Genomic DNA, 18,310 nt, shown 5'->3' with positions numbered 1-18,310 from the left:
CTGTTGCGGCCGATACCGCTAGGCTACCTCCACGCCGCACGATTGCTCAGCCATGCCCACGCTCCCCGTTTGCAACGCCTGCCGCGACGGCCAGGACTTTCCCACCGCCATCACCATGGCGTTCCAGCCGATCGTGGACGTGTCCACCCGCAGCATCTACGCCGGCGAAGCGCTGGTGCGCGGCGTCAACGGCGAATCGGCCGGCAGCATCCTGGCCGCCGTGGATGAGCGCAACCGCTACGCCTTCGACCAGGCCTGTCGCATCAAGGCGATCGAATGCGCCGCGCAGATTGCGCTGCCGGCCTTGCTGTCGATCAACTTCATGCCCAACGCGGTCTACAACCCAGAACACTGCCTGCGTGCCACGCTTTCGGCCACCGCGCAGTACGGCTGGCCGCTGGACGCCATCATCTTCGAGGTCAGCGAACAGGAACACCTGGCCGAGCCGGCGCATCTGCTCGACATCATGCGCACCTACCAGGCGCGCGGCCTGAAGACCGCCATCGACGACTTCGGCGCCGGCTATTCCGGCCTCGGCCTGCTGGCCGATTTCCAGCCGGACCTGCTCAAGCTGGACATCGCCCTGGTGCGCGGCATCGACGCCGACCGCAGCCGCCAGGCCATCGTCCGCCACACCACCCGCATGTGCGAGGAACTCGGCATCGCCGTCATTGCCGAAGGCATCGAACACCCGGACGAATACCGCACCCTGCGCGACATGGGCATCCACCTGCAGCAGGGCTATCTGTTCGCCCGCCCAACAATCGGCGAACTACCGCAGGTGCACTGGCCGGAGTAAGTGGGCGTGCATGTGCGCGCGAAGTGAGCGAACCGCCCAGCACAAAAATCCGCACCCGACCAAATCAAACAGCACGCAAGCCGCTTTCACGATTCCCCAATCCCGATTCCCGATTCCCAGCGGCGCCCAGCCCCATCCACACCCCGCCAACCAACCGCGCCGCCTCACACATACCGCGGTATCGGCCCCAGCTGCGGCGTCTGGTCCGGCAACTCCACTTCCACCTCGTCCACATAGCACCAGCCCCAGCCTTCGGGCGGGTCGTAGCCTTCGATGATGGGGTGGCTTGTGGCGTGGTAATGCGCCGTGGCGTGCTTATGCGGCGAATCATCGCAGCACCCCACGTGGCCGCAGCTGCGGCACAGGCGCAGATGCACCCAGGTGCTATCGATGGCCAGGCAGTCTTCGCAGCCACGTGCGCTGGGCGTGACCTCGCTGATCTGCGCGGTATGTGTGCACTGGTCGCTCATGAGGTGGTGGACTCCTGTGAGGCACTGGCAAGTTCGGATGCCGGCACCGGGTTGGCCTGGTGTGCCAGGTATTGATGGATCTGCGCGACGACCGCCGCGCCCTCGCCCACCGCTGCGGCCACGCGCTTGACCGAGCCGGCCCGCACATCGCCGATGGCGAACACACCGGGGCGATTGGTTTCCAGCGGCAGACAGGCCGGCACGCCATCGCCGCGCGCGTTGCCGGTGACGACGAAGCCACGCGTATCGGTCTCCACGCACTGCTGCAGCCAGCCGGTGTTGGGGTCGGCGCCGACGAACAGGAACAGGTGCCGCAATTCCACCCGCGTGGTCTGCCCATCGGCGCGCGTGCGCAATACCGCCGCCTGCAGGCCGCGCTCCGGGTCGCCTTCCAGCGCGGACACTTCGGTGCCGGTATGCAGCTGCACGTTCGGCAGCACGGCGATGCGGTCGATCAGGTATTGCGACATCGACGATTCCAGCCCTTCGCCGCGAATGATCAGGTGCAGTTCCTTCACCCGCGGTGCCAGAAACGCCACGGCCTGGCCGGCGGAATTGCCGCCGCCCACCAGCGCCACCACGCCGCCCTCGCACAGCCGCGCTTCCACCGGCGAGGCCCAGTACGACACGCCATGGCCTTCGAAACGCTCCAGCCCGTCGATCTCCGGGCGCCGGTAACGCGCCCCGGAGGCGACCACCACCGTGCTGGCCAGCAGCTGCTTGCCGTCGGCCAGATCCAGCTTCAGCGCACCATCGTCGCGCCCGCATTCCAGCGTGCCGGCCTCGATCGGAATCGCCAGCTCGGCACCGAATTTCAGCGCCTGGTTATAGGCGCGCCCGGCCAGCGCCTGGCCGGAAATGCCGGTCGGAAAGCCCAGATAGTTTTCGATGCGTGCCGAGGCGCCGGCTTGGCCGCCGATGGCGCGCTGGTCCAGCACCAGCACCGACAGGCCTTCGGAGGCCGCATACACCGCCGTCGCCAGACCGGCCGGGCCGGCGCCGACGATGGCCACGTCGTAGCGCTTGTCCGGGTCGATGTCCGGCGTCATGCCCAGGCAATGCGCCGCTTCGGCATCGCTGGGCTGACGCAGCACCCGCCCGCTCGGGCACACCATCACCGGCAGTTCCTGCTCCTGGATGCCAAAGCGCTGCACCAACGCGCGGCCTTCCTCGTCGGAGGCATCGATCACCGTGTTCGGGTAACCGTTGCGGGTCAGAAAGCCCTGCAAACGGGTCAGATGCGGATCGTCCGGCTCGCCGATCAACACCGAGCCGGAGGCATCGCCTTCGATCAGGCCGACGCGGCGCAGGATCAACGCACGCATCACCACCTCGCCCACTTCGGCCGAGCTGATCATCAGCGCGCGCAGATGCGCGGTGTCGAACGGCAGCGCCAGGCAGCCCTGCGGCCCGGCACGCCCACCGGCGAGTGACGCGCGCCCGGCCAGCTGGCTTACCTCGCCAGTGAACTGGCCGGGCGTCTGCAAGGTGATCGGTTTTTCGTTGCCCAGCCCGTCGCGCCGCACCACTTCGATGGCGCCTTCCAGCACCACCCACACCGGCGCGTGCGCATCGCCCACGTCGAAGACGAGTTCGCCCGCATCGAAACGCTGCGCCGGCCCGCTGGCAAACCGCCGCGTGATCGCCAATTGGCCCGAGTCCAGCTCGGGGAACATCTGATGGTGGCGGGTATCGGCCAGGGACATGGAGTGGCGACGCTGAGGGGGAGTACATGCAAGCATGGCCAGCCGTGAGGGTGATGGCAATCACCCAAACGGGCCATGCCGGGCGCGACAGAGCGCGCATGCACGAGCAGTACGCGCGTGCATACCAGCGCGGTGTTTGCACAGGCAAAACAGCTCACGCGGCTGCCAGCGGTACCGCACGCTCACCAGCGGTGATCGGCACAATCAACCGCAACCGTACGCGCAGAAGGTGGCAGACGTAGCTGGCGCGCTGGCGGCCAGCGAACACGGCACTGGGCCCGCAGCTGGTACGCGGCACTCGTGTGATCCCGTCGCTCCTGTTGCCCGGGAGACTCCGGGTTGCTCCGTACCGTGCCGACGAAGCCACACAATGCCTTGTCAGCCACGCTCCGCTTGTACCGGCTCCCAGTGCGGCCCGTGCTGGCCGGCGGCCATGCGCTCGGCCGGGCGCACGCGAAACACCACGCTGATGCGCTCGCCCACCGCACGCGCGGTCTTGGCGATGCCGTGCTCGTGGCTCAGTTGCGAGGCATGGCTCATCGCCAGCAGGCTGCCGGGTGCCAACGCCACACCGATCGCACGCGTGTTGCCGTCCTTTGCGCGCAGCTGCATCCGCCGCGTCACTCCCAGCGACACCAATGCGATCGGATACGGCGCCAGCAACGTCTGCAGCTTGTCGTGATGCATCGCCACGCTGTCGCGGCCATCGCGATACAGATTCAGGCCCACCGCGTTGTACGGCGCAGGCAACACCGCCTGCACCGCATCGAGCAGCGCCTGCAACGGCAGCCCGGGCGGCAGCGGTGCATCCAGCCGATACGAAGCCAGCAGGCGCGGCACCTCCACCACACGGTCGTACATCTCGCGGCGCTGGCTGCGCCAGTCGGTCGCCTGGCGCAACGCGGCAAAGCACTGCTGTGCCACGGTAGGCGCCAGCAGCTGCGGCCAGTAGCGCACGCCGCCCTGCGTATCGTGCAGCAGCTGCACCGGCGCGGTGGGAGTATCGAACAGATCCATCGGGGTGATATGCGGACGGTTTGCGCGATTTCAGCAGCCTGCCATTACGATTGCCCGTAGCCGAAGCCCCGCATTCGCACGCCCTCTCGCAGTTGCTGCCATTGCGCTCGTTCCGTGCAAAAAGGCGACCGACCTGCGCATCCGCTGTCTCCTGCGCGCAACGCCGGCAACCTCTCAAAGACAGGCGCACGCATCACCGCCGCCCGCCCCGCACCGGTTAGCGAGCTCAACGATGCAGGCATGGACGTCATGCGATCAGGCCCGACAGCTGTGCTACGGTCCGGCGCTGCATCCGCCTGGAACCGTTCGCATGCAGCATCGCTCAATCGCCTTCTCTCCCCTGCGTTGGCTGGCGCTGCTTGCCGCCTGCGTCAGCTTTGCCGGCAACGCGGCGCCACGTGCGGACGACGCGGGTTTCAGCGCGGTGGATCCTTTTATCGGCACCGGTGGCGAAGGCCACACCTATCCCGGCGCCACGCTGCCGTTCGGCATGGTGCAGCTGAGCCCGGACACGCAGATCAAGCCGCGCAAGGAGGCCTATGGCTGGGCAGCCGGTTACCGGCATGGCGACACCACGATTGTCGGCTTCTCGCACACGCACTTTTCCGGCTCCGGGCATTCGGACCTGGGCGATGTGTTGCTGATGCCGCAGACCGGCCAGGTCAGACTCGAACGCGGCGACGCCGCCACGCCGGGTAGCGGCTACACCGCGCAGTTCGACCATGCCAGCGAGCAGGCGCAACCCGGCTATTACGCGGTGACCTTGAAAGACCGCAACATCCGCGCCGAACTCACCGCCAGTGCGCGCGTGGGCGTGCATCGCTACACCTTCCCCAAGGGCACGCCGGCGCATGTACTGGTGGACCTGCGCACCAGCCTGTACGACTACCCCGGCAAGGTGCAGTGGTCGCGGCTGCGCGTGCGCGGCGATGGCACCGTCACCGGCTTTCGCGAAACCCGCGGCTGGGCACCCGGCCGCCAGCTGTACTTCGCCATGCGCTTCTCCCGCCCGCTCACCGCCACGCAGTTGCACGACACCGAGCAGGACGTCCCGTACAAGGGCTTTCCGCCGCCGGGCGAGAAGAACCCCGCGCAGCGCGCACAGATCGAGGGCCGGCAACTGGTCGGCGTGTTCGACGTTGCCAACGATGGCACGCCGCTGGTGGTCAAGGTTGCGCTGTCGCCGGTCAGCGAGGCCGGCGCCATCGCCAATCTGGATGCCGAGGTGCCCGATTTCGATTTCGACCGCGTGCGCGCCGATGCACGCGCGCAGTGGACACAGGCGCTGTCGGCGATCGATGCGCAAGGCACGCCGCAACAACGCACCCAGCTCTACACCGCGCTGTATCACACCCTGCTCGGCCCCACCCTGTTCATGGACAGCGATGGCCAGTACCGCGGGCCGGACAACGCCGTGCATCAGGCGCGTGGCTGGACCAACTATTCCACCTTCTCGCTCTGGGACACCTACCGCGCCCTGCATCCGCTGCTGACCCTGGTGCAGCCGCCGCAACGCAGCAGCGACATGGTCAATTCCTTGCTCGCCTCGCGCCGCGAGAGCGCCTACGGCATCCTGCCCGTCTGGGCGTTCCACGGCCTGGAAACCTGGTGCATGATCGGCTACCACGCCGTGCCGGTGATCGCCGACGCCTACATGAAAGGCATCGGCGGCTTCGATGCCGACGAAGCGCTCGATGCCATGGTCGCCAGCGCCAACTACGGCCCCTACGACGGCATCGCGCAGTACCGCGAGCTGGGCTACGTGCCCATCGACGAAGAAGGCGAAGCCGCGTCCAAGACGCTGGAATACGCCTTCGACGACTGGACCATCGCGCGCATGGCCGACAAGCTCGGCAAGCCCGCCATCGCCGCAGAATTCAGCAAGCGCGCCGGCAATTGGAAACACGCCTTCGATCCCGCTACAGGCTACATGCGTGCACGCACGCGTGCCGGCAACTTCCGCGAACCATTCGATCCATCCACTAGCGGCTACGGCAGCGACTACACCGAAGGCAATGCCTGGCAATATTCCTGGTATGTGCCGCAGGACGTCGCAGGGCTTGCCGCCGCACATGGCGGCGATGACAAGCTGCTGGCGCGCCTGGATGCGGTGTTCGATGCCAAGGTCGACCCCAAGGTGTTCGCGCATATGGAAGACATCACCGGCCTGATCGGCTGGTATGCGCACGGCAACGAACCCAGCCACCACGTCGCCTACCTGTACGCCTACGCCGGCCAGCCCTGGCGCACCCAGGCGCGGCTGACCCAGATCATGGACACCCAGTACCACGCCGGCCCCGAAGGCCTGGCCGGCAACGACGACCTCGGCCAGATGTCGGCCTGGTACGTGTTCACCACGCTGGGCTTTTATCCGGTGGCACCGGGCAGCAACCAGTACATCATCGGCCGCCCGTTCCTGCCGCGCGCCACGCTCAAGCTGCCCAATGGCAAGCGCTTCAGCGTGATCGCCGATGGCCTGAGCAAGGCGCGCAGCTACGTCGGCAGCGTCACCCTCAACGGCCAGCCGCTGACCCGCGCCTACCTCACGCATGAAGAAATCCAGGCCGGCGGCGAACTGCGCTTCCGCATGCAGGCCACGCCGAACACGCAATGGGCCACCGATGCGGCGCAGCGGCCGTATTCGATGTCGACGCAGACGCGCTGAGTCAGTAGTGGATGCCCATGCGTAGCCCGCAGGCATCGCGCTCCACCACCGCCGGCAGGCTGCCGGCGGTACCTGCGGCAATGCGCTGCGCGCTCCAGCAGGCCACCAGGGCATCCAGCACATCGTCCGGCTTGGCCAGCGCACGCGGCACGCGCTCCAGCAACGCGGCTACCTGCCTGGCGCCATAGCACTGGCCCAGCAAGGCGGCGCGCTGTTGGTGGCCCGCGCTGCTCTTCTTGCCCGCCGCCAGGCCGTGCCCGCCGGCGAGCACGGCGAACGACACCTCCGGGTGCACCTCGAACACGCGCTCCGCCCACGCCGGATCGGCGCGCAAGGCATCGTCCCAGGCGCGAATCTTCGACAGCAGCGCAAACGACTGCACGCCAAAGCCGCGCTGCCCGTCGTGATCCAGCACCCGATGCAACGCAGAGGCTTCCACCTGCGTGGGTGCATGCAGCATGCCGCGCAAGGGCGCGGCAAAGATGCTGGATGCGCGGCGCCCACCCACAAAGCGCCGCGCCTGCACATCCGCAGCGCGTGGCGCGTGCTCGCTCAGACCGATCGGAATGTCCACGCCCAGCACAGCGACGTCCCCCAATGCGCTCGCCACCGCTGCAACCGTGGGGTAGCCGGCAAACTGCAATCCATCGCCGGCCTGCCACACCGCCAGCCAGCCGCTGCCGGCGCCATCGATCCCTACACACTGCATTGCGGTCCTCCCGGTCGTGGCCTGCGTGCACGGCGCAGCAGCACCGCACGCACGCCATCTGCGTGGCGCGTTCACATCATGCACAACATTCGTTCACCCGCACGCATCGCCGTGGTTTCCAGACTGCTCCGCATCGGCCGCATCGGCCGCAGCACGCTGCGGCCCTGCCATCCCCCACTGCAGGAGCCAGCGCATGTCCAGCACCAAGAACCAGTACGAAATGCAGAACCCGCTTACCCAGTTTCCGCAGCCCAAGTTCCCCGAGCAGACCCAGGAAGCGCCGGGCACCATCCATGCATTGCAGCCCAAGGCCGACCACGGCGAGCAGAGCTACCAGGGCTTCGGCCGCCTGAAGGGCCGCAAGGCGCTGATCACCGGCGCCGACTCGGGCATCGGCCGCGCCACTGCAATCGCCTACGCACGCGAAGGCGCCGACATCGTGTTGAACTACCTGCCGGAAGAAGAGCAGGACGCTGCGGAAGTGGTGAAGTTGATCGAGGCCGAAGGCCGCAAGGCGATCAGCATCCCCGGTGATCTCAAGGATGAGGCTTTCTGCAACCAGTTGGTCGCACGCGCGGTCAAGGAGCTCGGTGGACTGGACCTGCTGGTCAATATCGCCGGCAAGCAGACCGCGATGAAAGACATCGCCGACATCACCACCGAGCAGTTCGACGCCACCTACAAGACCAACGTCTACGCGATGTTCTGGCTGTGCAAGGCGGCCATCCCGCACCTGCCGCCGGGCGCATCCATCATCAACACCGGCTCGATCCAGTCCTACCAGCCCTCGCCGACGCTGCTGGACTACGCGTCCACCAAGGCGGCCATCGTCAACTTCACCAAGGGCCTGGCCCAGCAGGTCGCCGAGAAGGGCATCCGCGTCAACGCCGTCGCCCCGGGCCCGGTGTGGACCCCGCTGCAACCCAGCGGTGGCCAGCCGCCGGAAAAGATTCCCGAGTTCGGCTCGGAAACCCCGCTCAAGCGTGCCGGCCAGCCGGTGGAGATGGCGCCGCTGTATGTGATCTTGGCTTCGCAGGAATCCAGCTATGTCACCGGCGAAGTGTTTGGTGCCACCGGTGGCTTGCTGCTGTCCTGAGCAAACACAAAGCGAGCTTCCGCCGTAGCGCCACTAGAATCCTGCCGATCGCTGCATGCGCAGTGGTCGGCGGGGTTTTCTTCGGTGGCGTTTTTGGTATTGGCGGCAGTCCCGAATGCTGATGCATCAGCACCACCGAACCGCAAGGTAGTTCGACCAGCTACGCAAAGACGGCTTCGATCATGCGAAGCTCCCCTTCTCCCGCCGGGAGAAGGTACCCGAAGGGCGGATGAGGGTACGCAACCCCACCAATGCTCCGCCCACGGCCCGCGCTTACTGCATCACCACCGTTTGGATCGCATGCGCCGGAATCTCCAGTTCACTCGATGCCTCGCCCACGTACAGGTTGTAACGGATCGCCACATCGCTGGCATTCATCACCACCGTCGCCAGGCTGCCATCGGTGTTGAGAAAGGACGTCGTTGCCAGATTGCTGCGGCTGCTGGCTGCACTCACCCGCCGCGCGCCGGGGCGGATGAACTTGGAAAAGTGGCCGATATACCAATAGCTTGGCGTGTAAGTCACCTCGCCGGTGCGCGTGTCGGCATGCACCGGCGCAAAGCAGTAATTGCCCACGTGGTTCGGCCCGCCATTTTGATCGAGCAGGATGTTCCAGTCGGTCCAGCCCACTGCACCATGATTGAGATCGTTGATGATGGCGGTGCCATAGCGCTCGCCGTTGGGCCAGTACTGCAACCTTGCCGGGTCGAACTTTTCCACCGCAGCTTCGGTCAGCAGTAGCGGCTTGTCCGGGTACGCCTGTGCCACGGCTGCGACGTTCTCCACCATCGGCGCGAACCCGGCCCAGGTCTCGTACCAGTGGAAGCCCATGCCCCACGCGTATTTCGCCGCTTCCGGATCGTCGAAGATCACATGCGCACGGTGCAGCATCATGTCGCGGTTGTGGTCCCACACGATGATCTTGCGGTCGCCATAGCCGGCGTGCTTCATCGTCGGACCAAGGTGGTTCTTCAAAAAGTCGCGCTCTTCCTCGGCGGAAAACACCATCGACTCCCAGGTCTGCACCGCCATCGGCTCGTTCTGCAGGCTGATGCCCCAGATCGGGATGCCGGCCTTTTCGTAGGCCGCAATAAAGCGCGTGTAGTAGGTGGCCCAGGCCTGCGCATACGCGGGCAGCAACTTGCCGCCCTTGAGCATGTTGTTGCTGTCTTTCATAAAGGCCGGCGCGCTCCACGGGCTGGCAAATGTCGTCAACTTGCCGCCGGCCGCCGCAATGGCCTGGCGCAGCATCGGGATGCGATAACGCTGATCGTGCCTGACCGAAAAGCTCTTAAGCGCCGCATCGCCTTCCTTGATGTAGGTGTAGCTGCCGCTGCTGAAATCCGAGCTGTGGATGGTGGTGCGCGCCAGCGTATAGCCGATGCCCTTTTGTGGGTCGTAGTAGGCAGTGAGCAAGGCGCGCTGCGCAGGCTTGGGCAGCCTGGCGAAGGTCTCGGCACTGGCATCGGTGATTGCCCCGCCGATGCCCAGCACCTCCTGGAAGTGCCGCTGCAGATTGACGAAGATGGAGTTCTCCTTCTCGGTCAACGCATGCCCGGCCCTGGGCGCATCGACAGTGCTGACACGCATCTGCTGCGTTGCGCCCTGGGCAGAGGTGTAAACGCGTAGTGCACCGGCGGCGGCTGGCGGAGTAGCAGCCTCCGCAACCGCAGCTTCTACCGCCTTCGATGCGGGCGTGGATGCAGACGGTGCCGTCGATGCCGGCACCGGAATCGGCGTTGCTGATGCTGATGCTGATGCCGGTGCTGTTGCTGCTGTTGCTGCAGATGCCAACACCGTTTCAGTCGCAGCACCCCAAACTCCCAGAACCCCCACCACCGACCACGCAATCGTTCGCTTCACCGTGCACCCTCCCAGGTTGGTGACCAAGCCTAACCGACCAACGCGGCGCAACATCGCGCAACATCGCGCAACAAACGAGCGCAACCATGCTCCCTTCCACCATCGGCCATTCCCTTCTCCCCTCGGGAGAAGGTGGCCCGAAGAGCCGGATGAGGATACGTCTGCCAAGAGTGCAACCCGCCCCCTGCAATCAAGGCAACAACATAAGCCCCAACTCGAAAGACAGCCCCACGACTCCAGCAAACGTACCCTCACCCCAACCCCTCTCCTGCTGGAGAGGGGCTTTGGGTCCGCGCGCGGCATCAACGCGACGAGCATTGATCAGCGGCGTGCCAACCGATTCAAAATCCCAGGCACTTCCAACCCAAGTTCGCGCGCCAAAAACCCCACCGGCCCAATCCGCTTGGCCAACTGCCTGCCCGCCGCCGCATGCACAAACACGCCCCATAACGCAGCGGTCAACGCATCGCAGCCGCGCGCGGCAAACCCGGCAATCAACCCCGCCAGCACATCGCCAGACCCGGACGTGCCCAACCCGGACGCCCCCCCGCGATGCATCCACACCACTCCATCCGGGCCGGCAATAAAGCTGTCCGCGCCCTTGACGATCACCACGCTGCGCAGCTTCTGCGCAAACTTCAGCGCGTAAGCGCCCGGTGCCGCTTCCACCGCCGCCTTGTCGTCACCGGCCAGGGTTGCCATCTCGCCCGCATGCGGCGTCAATACGAATGGCCGCCCGATCGGCGCCCGCAGGCCGCGCGACAACGCACCGGCATCCAGCACCAAGGTGCACACCGCCTGCTCGGCGGCGCGCCTGACCATCGCCGTGGTGGTGGCCGACGACGCCATCCCCGGCCCGATCACTGCCGCATCGCAGGCCGCCATCGCCCCGTCCAGCGCGCGGTGCCCGCGCACGATCTCGCCCTGCCCGTTCTGCGCCAACCCCAGCACCAGCGCCTCCGGCACCGCCAACGCCATGCCCGGCGCCACACTGGCCGCGGTGGCGATCTGCAACTTGCCCGCACCGGTACGCAGCGCCGCCTCGCCGGCCAGCAGCACCGCACCGGGCACGCGCATCGAGCCACCCACTATCAACACGCGTCCACGCTGCTCCTTGTCGCCACCCGGGGCCGGCAACGGCATCGACCGCAAGGCGGCGGCGGTGAGCATGCGCACGCGCGGGGTGGCCATCAGCGCGCCCCGGCCGGGCGGTCGGACTCGGTGGTCACCGGCTCGTCGGCCAGCTCCGGCGGCACGAACTTGGTACGCAGCAACTCCAGCGATTGCCCATCGGCCGCAGCCGCGTATTCGGTGACGCCGCAATTGGGCACATCACCCTCGCGGTCGATGCCCAGGATGGTGGCCTCGTCCATCCGCTCGATCAGGTAGCGGAAGCAATTGACGATTACCTGATGCCCCACGATCAGCACCCGCGCGCCCACATGGTTGCGCTGCAGGTCACCCACCACCCCGCGCAGGCGGAAGATCACATCGCACCAGCTCTCGCCACCGGGCGGGCGAAAGTAGAACTTGCCCACCAGCTTGCGCTGCTCGGCCAGCTCCGGAAAGGTCGCAAGAATGCCGGCCGTGGTGTAGCGGTCGAGCACGCCGAACTCCTTCTCGCGCAAACGCTCATCCACGCTGACCGACTCGGCCGGCTGACCCAGCGCATGCGCCACCGCAGCGGCGGTCTGGCGCGCACGCACGTAGGTGGAACTCAGGATCAGGGTCGGGCGCTCGTGCTCGGGCAAACCGGCCATCCACGCTCCCAGCGCCTCGGCCTGGCGCTCGCCCAGCGCCGACAACGGCACATCCGCATCGCGGTGCTCCAGGTCGATCAAGGCCGAGCCGTTGGACTCGGCCACATCGCGCGCCACATTGCCCGCGCTTTGCCCATGCCGCACCACCCACAACCGCGCCGGCCACTGCGCCGAGACACCGGCTACCGCACTGTTCTCACTCACATGCTTCTCCTGCACAACGTCGACCTCACGTGTCGCACAGCCGCCGTGAAAACATGGTCGACCAGCGCATCTGTGACCGGTGTTTCAATACGCACGCGCATCCATGACTGATGGCACAGCAACAAGCGAACGCAACGGATGGGTAACGCCGCGCCGGTATACTGCAGCCCCCCGACACCCTGCTGCCCATGTCCAACGTCCTGTTGCTGCGCACGGCAAAAGAGCGCGAAGAACTGCTGCTGGAAGAGGTGCTGGACGCAACCGAGCAGTGCATCGACGTCATCGGCCTGAGTGCCACCAGTTTCGAACTGATCGCCGAGCGCGCCAAGGTCAGCTGCGGCAGCCTGCTGCAACGTTTCGAAGACAAGGACGCGCTGGTGCGCGCCTTGCTCGAGCGCAACTACATGCGCGCCATCCGTCAGATGTGGCTGGTGGAACGCCCGGCCAATGTGCACGTGGTGGATTTCATCGCCGGCCTGCTCGAAGAATGGCTGCTGCAGGAAATCAACATCAAGCGCACCCGCATCGACCTGGAACTACACCTGGCCACCCTGCGCGACCCGGTGCTGGCCGTCTTCATGCGCCGGCAGAGCGCATCGCTGATCGAACACCTCAGTGCCCTGCTCAAGCGCCTGCTGCGCGGCCACGCCGACCCAGCCAGCAGCGAGCAGGAATTCCAGGCCCGCGTTTTCGCCGTCGCTGCCATGTGCGGCGGCCTACACAGCGTGATGACCAGCGGCATGGAGCTCAACCGCATGCATCTGCAGCTGATCCTGCGCGAAAGTCTGTCAGGGATTTTGAAGTCTGCGCCGGTGTAGCGCCGCTAAGCCACCGAATCTCACGGACAGCGCTGATGGCTTGGCACCGGGAATCGATCGGATAAGATCACCCCACATACCAAGGAGGGATGTCATGCGTGATCAAGTCTTCAGTAAGGGAGCTGGATCGCTAGCGCTTTTTGCAGCGCTTGCCGTCTTCAGCTGGTCCGTCAGTGCGACGAGCACGGTAGTCACCTTCCACACGCCGGACAACCAATACGAAGTGGAGCTCTACGTTGGCGGCGGCTCCGAGGAGAGCGGCGGAATTGCGGGCGCAATGATCAAATGGCCCGGCTACGAACATATGGGACTGCCCTTCAACGGGGTGAAGTACCACATGGACAAGGCGATGACCCGCGCTGGCGCCAAGTACATGAACCCCGGTGACCCAAAGGTTCCTCCATCTTTCAGTCTTGAGATTGAAGGGAACAAGGGCCGCCTCTTTGTGGGCAAGCGCGTCATACCAGGGACGGCATCATGGATTGTTGGTCCTTACGCCCCTGAGAGCACGTGGGAACCAAGGCACATGCGCAAGGACGGACAATGAAGCGCCCTTTACGCAGCGCATGGCGGGCCCTCTTTCTACGATTAAGGCTGCTTCAACAGTCCATACGCATTCTACTGCCGCTACAGCGTCAACCTCGGCTACGACTTCATCAGCAGCTGGGAACTGAGCGTCAGGAACACCTGCCACTAGCGTGAGTTCAACGGCATCGACGGATGCGTCGACACCATCAGCCTGGGCGGCAGTTTCTGCTTCTAAGCGAGTAGACATCGGTAAAAGATCAACGGCAGGTTGCGCAATCAGCCTGCCGTCTTTGTCTGCCAGCCATCACACCTTGCGCTCCACCGCCGCAGGCCATTGCACCTCTTCCAGCACATGGGTCACCTGCGTCGCCAGTAGCTCCAAACAGACCGCCAACTCGTCCATGCAGATAGCCGGCTGCCGCGCCTGCTCTTCGGCCTGCGTGCGCGGCTGCGCCAAACGCGCCAAAAAGCGCATGTGGTCGCGCAATTGCTGCAAGCGGTATTGCGCGCCTTCTGGCAGGTAGTAGCCCGGGTGTGACTGCGCATCTCGTACAACGTCCGACATGGCCTGCTCCTCATTCCATGGAATCAGCCCGCCCGCCACAAGGCGACGGACGGGAAGTCGGGAGGCTCGAAACCGCTTACAGCCGGCGGGCGTATTCCCCTTGCGGGTGTTGTATTAGCCGCCCTCCCGACGCAGAGCATCACGTCGGTTGCGCCTACAAAGTTTGCAGGCACAAAAAACCCACCGGTTTGTCGGAGGTGGGTACCGCTGTAAGCGGAGTTTCGAGGCTCCGTGGGGTGATCGTGCTACTACAGATTACCGTCGTCAAGGAGTACCGCCGTCAAGGCCTTCGGCACCTGCAATTTCATATAGGCAGTAGACCCATTTCAAACGAATCATCAGGCAGAAGCATCCATGCTGCCGCCGAATTTCATTGCGGCAACGACTTGTGTTGTCGACAAAAGACTGGGAATTCACAGGAAAAACTTGCGCAGTTGCCAACAAGGTCGCTGCGACGGCCCAAGCCATCGCATATCGGTCCATCGCATCCGGCGCTAGAATGACCACGGCAGCGTCGGTGACCTATGATGGCTACCGCGAGATGCCATCCCGCCGGGCGCCAAGTACGGATACGCGTGTGACTGTCGACAGCAACTTTTCCTTCCTGCAGGAACACGATCCGGTCTTCTTCAAACTGGCCTCGATGGCCGAGCAGGTCTTTGCCAGCGATCCCAACACCACGCTGATCAAGCTCCGGCAGTTCGCCGAAGCGCTTGCCCAGGATCTCGCTGGGCGCGCCGGCATCATCCACGACCAACGGACGACCCAGGCGGATCTGATCTACCAGCTCGCACGCGAGCTGCGCCTGGACCGGCGGATCCAGGAGCTGTTCCACGTACTGCGGGTCGAGGGCAACAAGGCGACCCACGGCTTCACCACGCAACACCGCGAAGCGATGGATGGCCTGAAGGTCGCCCGCGACCTAGCGGTCTGGTACCACCGGGCCTTCGGCAGGAACGCCACCGAATTCAAGGCGGGTGCTTTCCTGCCCCCGAAGGATCCAGCCGCGCCGTTGCGTGAAGTGCAGGCCGAGGTCCATCGCCTGAAAGCGGAGCTGGATACCGCCCGCCAGCAACACGATCAGAGCCAGGCGCTCGCCGAACTCAAGAGCAGCGAAGCCAAGCTCAACGCCGAGCTTGCCGAAGCGATGGACGTCGAAGCGCGTGCGCAGTCGGCGCTGGCAGTCCAACGCGAACAGGAACTGCAACGGCTTCGCCAGGACTTCGAACAACGCATCGCCAGCCTGCAACAGCCGGACACCGCCCGCCAAGCCGCCACCCAACAGGTCGCCGGCGCCACCCAGCAGGCCAGCAACAACTTCGACCTCAGCGAAGACCTCACCCGCATCCTGATCGACCAACAGCTGCGCGAGGCCGGCTGGGAAGCAGACTCGCTCGACCTCACCTACGCCAAGGGCATCCGCCCGGAAAAAGGTCGCAATCTCGCCATTGCCGAGTGGCCCACCAAGGTGCCGCGCGCCAACGCCGACTATGTGCTGTTTGCCGGCCTCATGCCGGTCGCCGTCGTCGAGGCCAAGCGCAAGCAGATCAACATTGCCGACCGGATTCCCCAGGCCGAGCGCTACGCGCGCGGCTTTGTGATGCGTGGCGAGCTGGCCCCCGCCTACCCGGCCACCACCTCGATCGCAGGCTGGGCCGACGGCCAGGGTGGCCATTTCCAGGTGCCGCTGGCATTCGCCTGCAATGGCCGTCCTTTCGTGAAACAGCTGGCCGAGCAATCGGGCATCTGGTTCCGCGACCTGCGCTCACCGGCCAATCTGCGGCGCCCGCTGCAGAAGTTTCACACGCCCGAGGACATCGCCGATCTGCTCACCCGCGATCGCGACCAAGCCGAGCGCGATCTGGCCCAGGAAGGCTTCGCCTACCTCAACCTGCGCGACTACCAGCAGCGCGCGATCCTGGCAGTGGAAGGCGCGCTGGCATCGGGCTCACGCAACTGCCTGCTGGCGATGGCGACCGGCACCGGCAAGACGCGCACAATGATTGGCCTGATCTACCGTCTGCTCAAGGCCGAACGCTTTCACCGGGTTCTGTTCCTGGTCGACCGCTCCGCGCTCGGCACCCAGGCCACCGAGACGATGCAGGACATGCAGCTGGAGCAGAACCAGACGCTGGCGCAGATCTACAACCTCGATGGTCTGGACGACACCCGCACCGCCGATGAGACCCGCGTGCAGGTCGCCACGGTGCAGGCCATGGTCCGGCGCATTTTCCAGTCCGATGACCCGCCTCCGATCGGCACCTTCGACTGTATCGTCGTCGACGAGGCCCACCGCGGTTACACGCTCGACCAGGAAATGACCGAAGGCGAGCTGGCCGTGCGCGACCACGCGCAGTACCTGTCGCAATACCGCCGCGTGCTCGACTACTTCGATGCCTGCCGTATCGGCCTGACCGCCACGCCGGCCAAGCACACCACCGAAATCTTCGGCAAGCCGATCTACACCTACAGCTACCGCGAAGCGGTGGCAGATGACTGGCTGATCGACCACGAGCCGCCCATCCGCTACACCACCGCGCTCGGCAAGAACGGCATCCACTTCGATCGCGGCGAGCGCGTCAGGGTCATCAACACGCAGACCGGCGAAGTTGATACCGCAGACCTGGAAGACGAACTCGATTTCAATATCGAGTCGTTCAATCGGCGTGTGATCACCGCAGACTTCGACCGGGTCGTCTGCGAGCAGCTTGCCATTGAACTGGACCCGGACGGCGAGGAAAAGACCCTGATCTTCTGCGTCAGCCAGCCCCACGCCGAACGCGTCAAGAACCAGCTGGACGAGGCCTTCAAACAGGTTCATGGCAATTACTACAACCAGGCCAGCGTTGCGGTGATCACCGGCAAAAGCGACAAGGTCGACCAGCTGATCCGCAACTACAAGAACGAGCGCTACCCCAATATCGCCATCACCGTCGACCTGCTGACCACCGGCATCGATGTGCCGCGTATCGCCAACCTGGTATTCATGCGCCGGGTCCGCTCGCGCATCCTCTACGAACAGATGAAGGGCCGCGCCACCCGCCGCTGCGACGACATCGGCAAGACCGTGTTCCGCATCTTCGATCCGGTCGATCTGTACGCCGCGCTCGAAGACGTCGACACCATGCGCCCGCTGGTCAAGGACCCCAACATCAGCATCGAGCAGCTGGTCCACGAGCTCGGCCAGCAGCGCAGCTTCGATGCCCCCGGCAGCAACGGCGGCAGCCATGCCGACGACGCGCTCGACCAGTTGAGCCAGCGCATCATGCGCGTGCTGCGCAAGGCCCAGCATCGCGCCGAGCAGCGCCCGGATCTGCGCGACAAGCTCAGCGAGCTGGAAACCTCCTGGGGCGTGGCGCCCGCCGTGCTGCACACCCACCTGCACAAGCTCGGCGCGCGCAATGCGGCCAGCTTCCTCCGCGAACACCCGCGCCTGGTGGAGCAACTGGCCGAAGTGGGCGTGCTGCTGGGCACGGACCGCTACCCTGTCATTTCCGAACACACTGACACCCTGCTCGAACGCGCACAGAACTACGGCGTCAACGAAGCCCCGGCCGATTACCTGGACAGTTTCAACGCCTTCATTCGCGAGCAGATCAATCAGTCCGCCGCGCTCAGCGTCATCGTCAACCGCCCCCGCGACCTCACCCGCGCCCAGCTGCGTGAGGTACGCCTGCTGCTCGACCAGCACGGCTACAGCGAGGCCCACCTGCGCGGCGCGTGGCGCGACAGCACCCAGCAGGAGGTCGCTGCCAGCATCATCGGCTACATCCGCCGTGCCGCGCTGGGCGAGGCATTGGTGCCGTTCGAGCAGCGTGTCGACAAGGCCATGCAGGGCATCTATGCCCAACGCAGCTGGACGCCGGTGCAGCGGCGCTGGCTCAGGCGGCTGGCCCAGCAGTTGATACACGAGGTGGTGATGGACCGCGACACGGTGCAACGCAACTTCAGCGGGGACGGCGGCGCCCTCCAGTTGGACCGCCTGCTCGATGGCCGGCTGGACCAAATCTTGGACGATCTGGGCGAGCATCTGTGGGAACAGACGGGCTGAGTCGGTAGTTCACACTGGCGTATGAGCCGATTAGCCGGGATAATCGGCTCATCCAGAGA

At 65.4% G+C, this 18,310-nt stretch carries 14 protein-coding genes; 6 read left to right on the top strand and 8 right to left on the bottom strand.

All coding sequences use genetic code 11. The features are described from left to right. The first annotated feature begins 52 nt into the window (after nucleotides 1-52). Nucleotides 53-799: an EAL domain-containing protein gene (locus tag AC1PLA_RS06105; RefSeq protein ID WP_024938629.1), complete on the top strand. Its 747-nt coding sequence runs from the start codon at nucleotides 53-55 to the stop codon at nucleotides 797-799. A 164-nt stretch (nucleotides 800-963) separates the two neighbouring features. Here the strand turns inward: AC1PLA_RS06105 and AC1PLA_RS06100 are convergent, their stop codons facing one another. The 3 genes from AC1PLA_RS06100 to AC1PLA_RS06090 form a co-directional block, all read right to left on the bottom strand. Further along, nucleotides 964-1,269, bottom strand: coding sequence for a UBP-type zinc finger domain-containing protein (locus AC1PLA_RS06100; RefSeq protein ID WP_016904212.1), 306 nt, complete (start codon nucleotides 1,267-1,269; stop codon nucleotides 964-966). After that, nucleotides 1,266-2,975, bottom strand: a complete 1,710-nt coding sequence (locus tag AC1PLA_RS06095) for an FAD-dependent oxidoreductase (protein WP_481105777.1) — start codon at nucleotides 2,973-2,975, stop codon at nucleotides 1,266-1,268. Before AC1PLA_RS06095 ends, AC1PLA_RS06100 begins: the two co-directional genes overlap by 4 nt. 378 nt (nucleotides 2,976-3,353) lie before the next feature. Beyond that, complete coding sequence (locus AC1PLA_RS06090; protein WP_481105776.1) at nucleotides 3,354-3,992, bottom strand: alpha-ketoglutarate-dependent dioxygenase AlkB; 639 nt, start codon at nucleotides 3,990-3,992, stop codon at nucleotides 3,354-3,356. A 310-nt stretch (nucleotides 3,993-4,302) separates the two neighbouring features. Between AC1PLA_RS06090 and AC1PLA_RS06085 the strand changes: the two genes are divergently transcribed. Then, the gene (locus AC1PLA_RS06085; protein ID WP_481105775.1) at nucleotides 4,303-6,657 is read left to right on the top strand and encodes a GH92 family glycosyl hydrolase; all 2,355 of its coding nucleotides are present in this window, start codon (nucleotides 4,303-4,305) and stop codon (nucleotides 6,655-6,657) included. Nucleotide 6,658: 1 nt separating this feature from the next. Here the strand turns inward: AC1PLA_RS06085 and AC1PLA_RS06080 are convergent, their stop codons facing one another. Further along, entirely contained in the window at nucleotides 6,659-7,366 is a 708-nt protein-coding gene (locus tag AC1PLA_RS06080; RefSeq protein WP_102581838.1) for a DUF429 domain-containing protein, read from the bottom strand. Between the two features lie 193 nt (nucleotides 7,367-7,559). Between AC1PLA_RS06080 and AC1PLA_RS06075 the strand changes: the two genes are divergently transcribed. Then, complete coding sequence (locus AC1PLA_RS06075) at nucleotides 7,560-8,462, top strand: SDR family oxidoreductase (protein WP_039565280.1); 903 nt, start codon at nucleotides 7,560-7,562, stop codon at nucleotides 8,460-8,462. A 273-nt stretch (nucleotides 8,463-8,735) separates the two neighbouring features. On the opposite strand, the gene AC1PLA_RS06070 is transcribed toward AC1PLA_RS06075, so the two are convergent. The 3 genes from AC1PLA_RS06070 to AC1PLA_RS06060 form a co-directional block, all read right to left on the bottom strand. Further along, entirely contained in the window at nucleotides 8,736-10,052 is a 1,317-nt protein-coding gene (locus tag AC1PLA_RS06070) for a glycoside hydrolase family 30 protein (RefSeq protein WP_481105774.1), read from the bottom strand. A gap of 594 nt (nucleotides 10,053-10,646) precedes the next feature. Beyond that, nucleotides 10,647-11,516: an NAD(P)H-hydrate dehydratase gene (locus AC1PLA_RS06065; RefSeq protein ID WP_481105773.1), complete on the bottom strand. Its 870-nt coding sequence runs from the start codon at nucleotides 11,514-11,516 to the stop codon at nucleotides 10,647-10,649. After that, complete coding sequence (locus AC1PLA_RS06060) at nucleotides 11,516-12,304, bottom strand: histidine phosphatase family protein (protein ID WP_481105772.1); 789 nt, start codon at nucleotides 12,302-12,304, stop codon at nucleotides 11,516-11,518. Before AC1PLA_RS06060 ends, AC1PLA_RS06065 begins: the two co-directional genes overlap by 1 nt. A 173-nt stretch (nucleotides 12,305-12,477) precedes the next feature. Between AC1PLA_RS06060 and AC1PLA_RS06055 the strand changes: the two genes are divergently transcribed. Continuing rightward, on the top strand, nucleotides 12,478-13,107 hold the full coding sequence (locus tag AC1PLA_RS06055; RefSeq protein ID WP_481105771.1) for a TetR family transcriptional regulator: 630 nt from the start codon (nucleotides 12,478-12,480) through the stop codon (nucleotides 13,105-13,107). A 94-nt stretch (nucleotides 13,108-13,201) separates the two neighbouring features. Further along, nucleotides 13,202-13,654 (top strand): hypothetical protein, encoded by a 453-nt coding sequence (locus tag AC1PLA_RS06050; protein WP_481105770.1) that lies wholly within the window; start codon nucleotides 13,202-13,204, stop codon nucleotides 13,652-13,654. A 285-nt stretch (nucleotides 13,655-13,939) separates the two neighbouring features. Here AC1PLA_RS06050 and AC1PLA_RS06045 read toward each other — a convergent pair whose 3' ends face one another. Then, nucleotides 13,940-14,200 (bottom strand): XAC0095 family protein, encoded by a 261-nt coding sequence (locus AC1PLA_RS06045; protein ID WP_481076363.1) that lies wholly within the window; start codon nucleotides 14,198-14,200, stop codon nucleotides 13,940-13,942. A 577-nt stretch (nucleotides 14,201-14,777) separates the two neighbouring features. Here AC1PLA_RS06045 and hsdR point away from each other — a divergent pair. Further along, a complete protein-coding gene (gene hsdR, locus AC1PLA_RS06040; protein WP_481105769.1) occupies nucleotides 14,778-18,251 on the top strand; it encodes a type I restriction-modification system endonuclease in 3,474 nt (1,157 codons plus the stop codon). Nucleotides 18,252-18,310 lie beyond the last annotated feature (59 nt).

It is taken from the genome of Xanthomonas sp. NCPPB 1826 (assembly GCF_056725285.1).
This window is presented reverse-complemented; position numbering and strand designations above follow the sequence as displayed.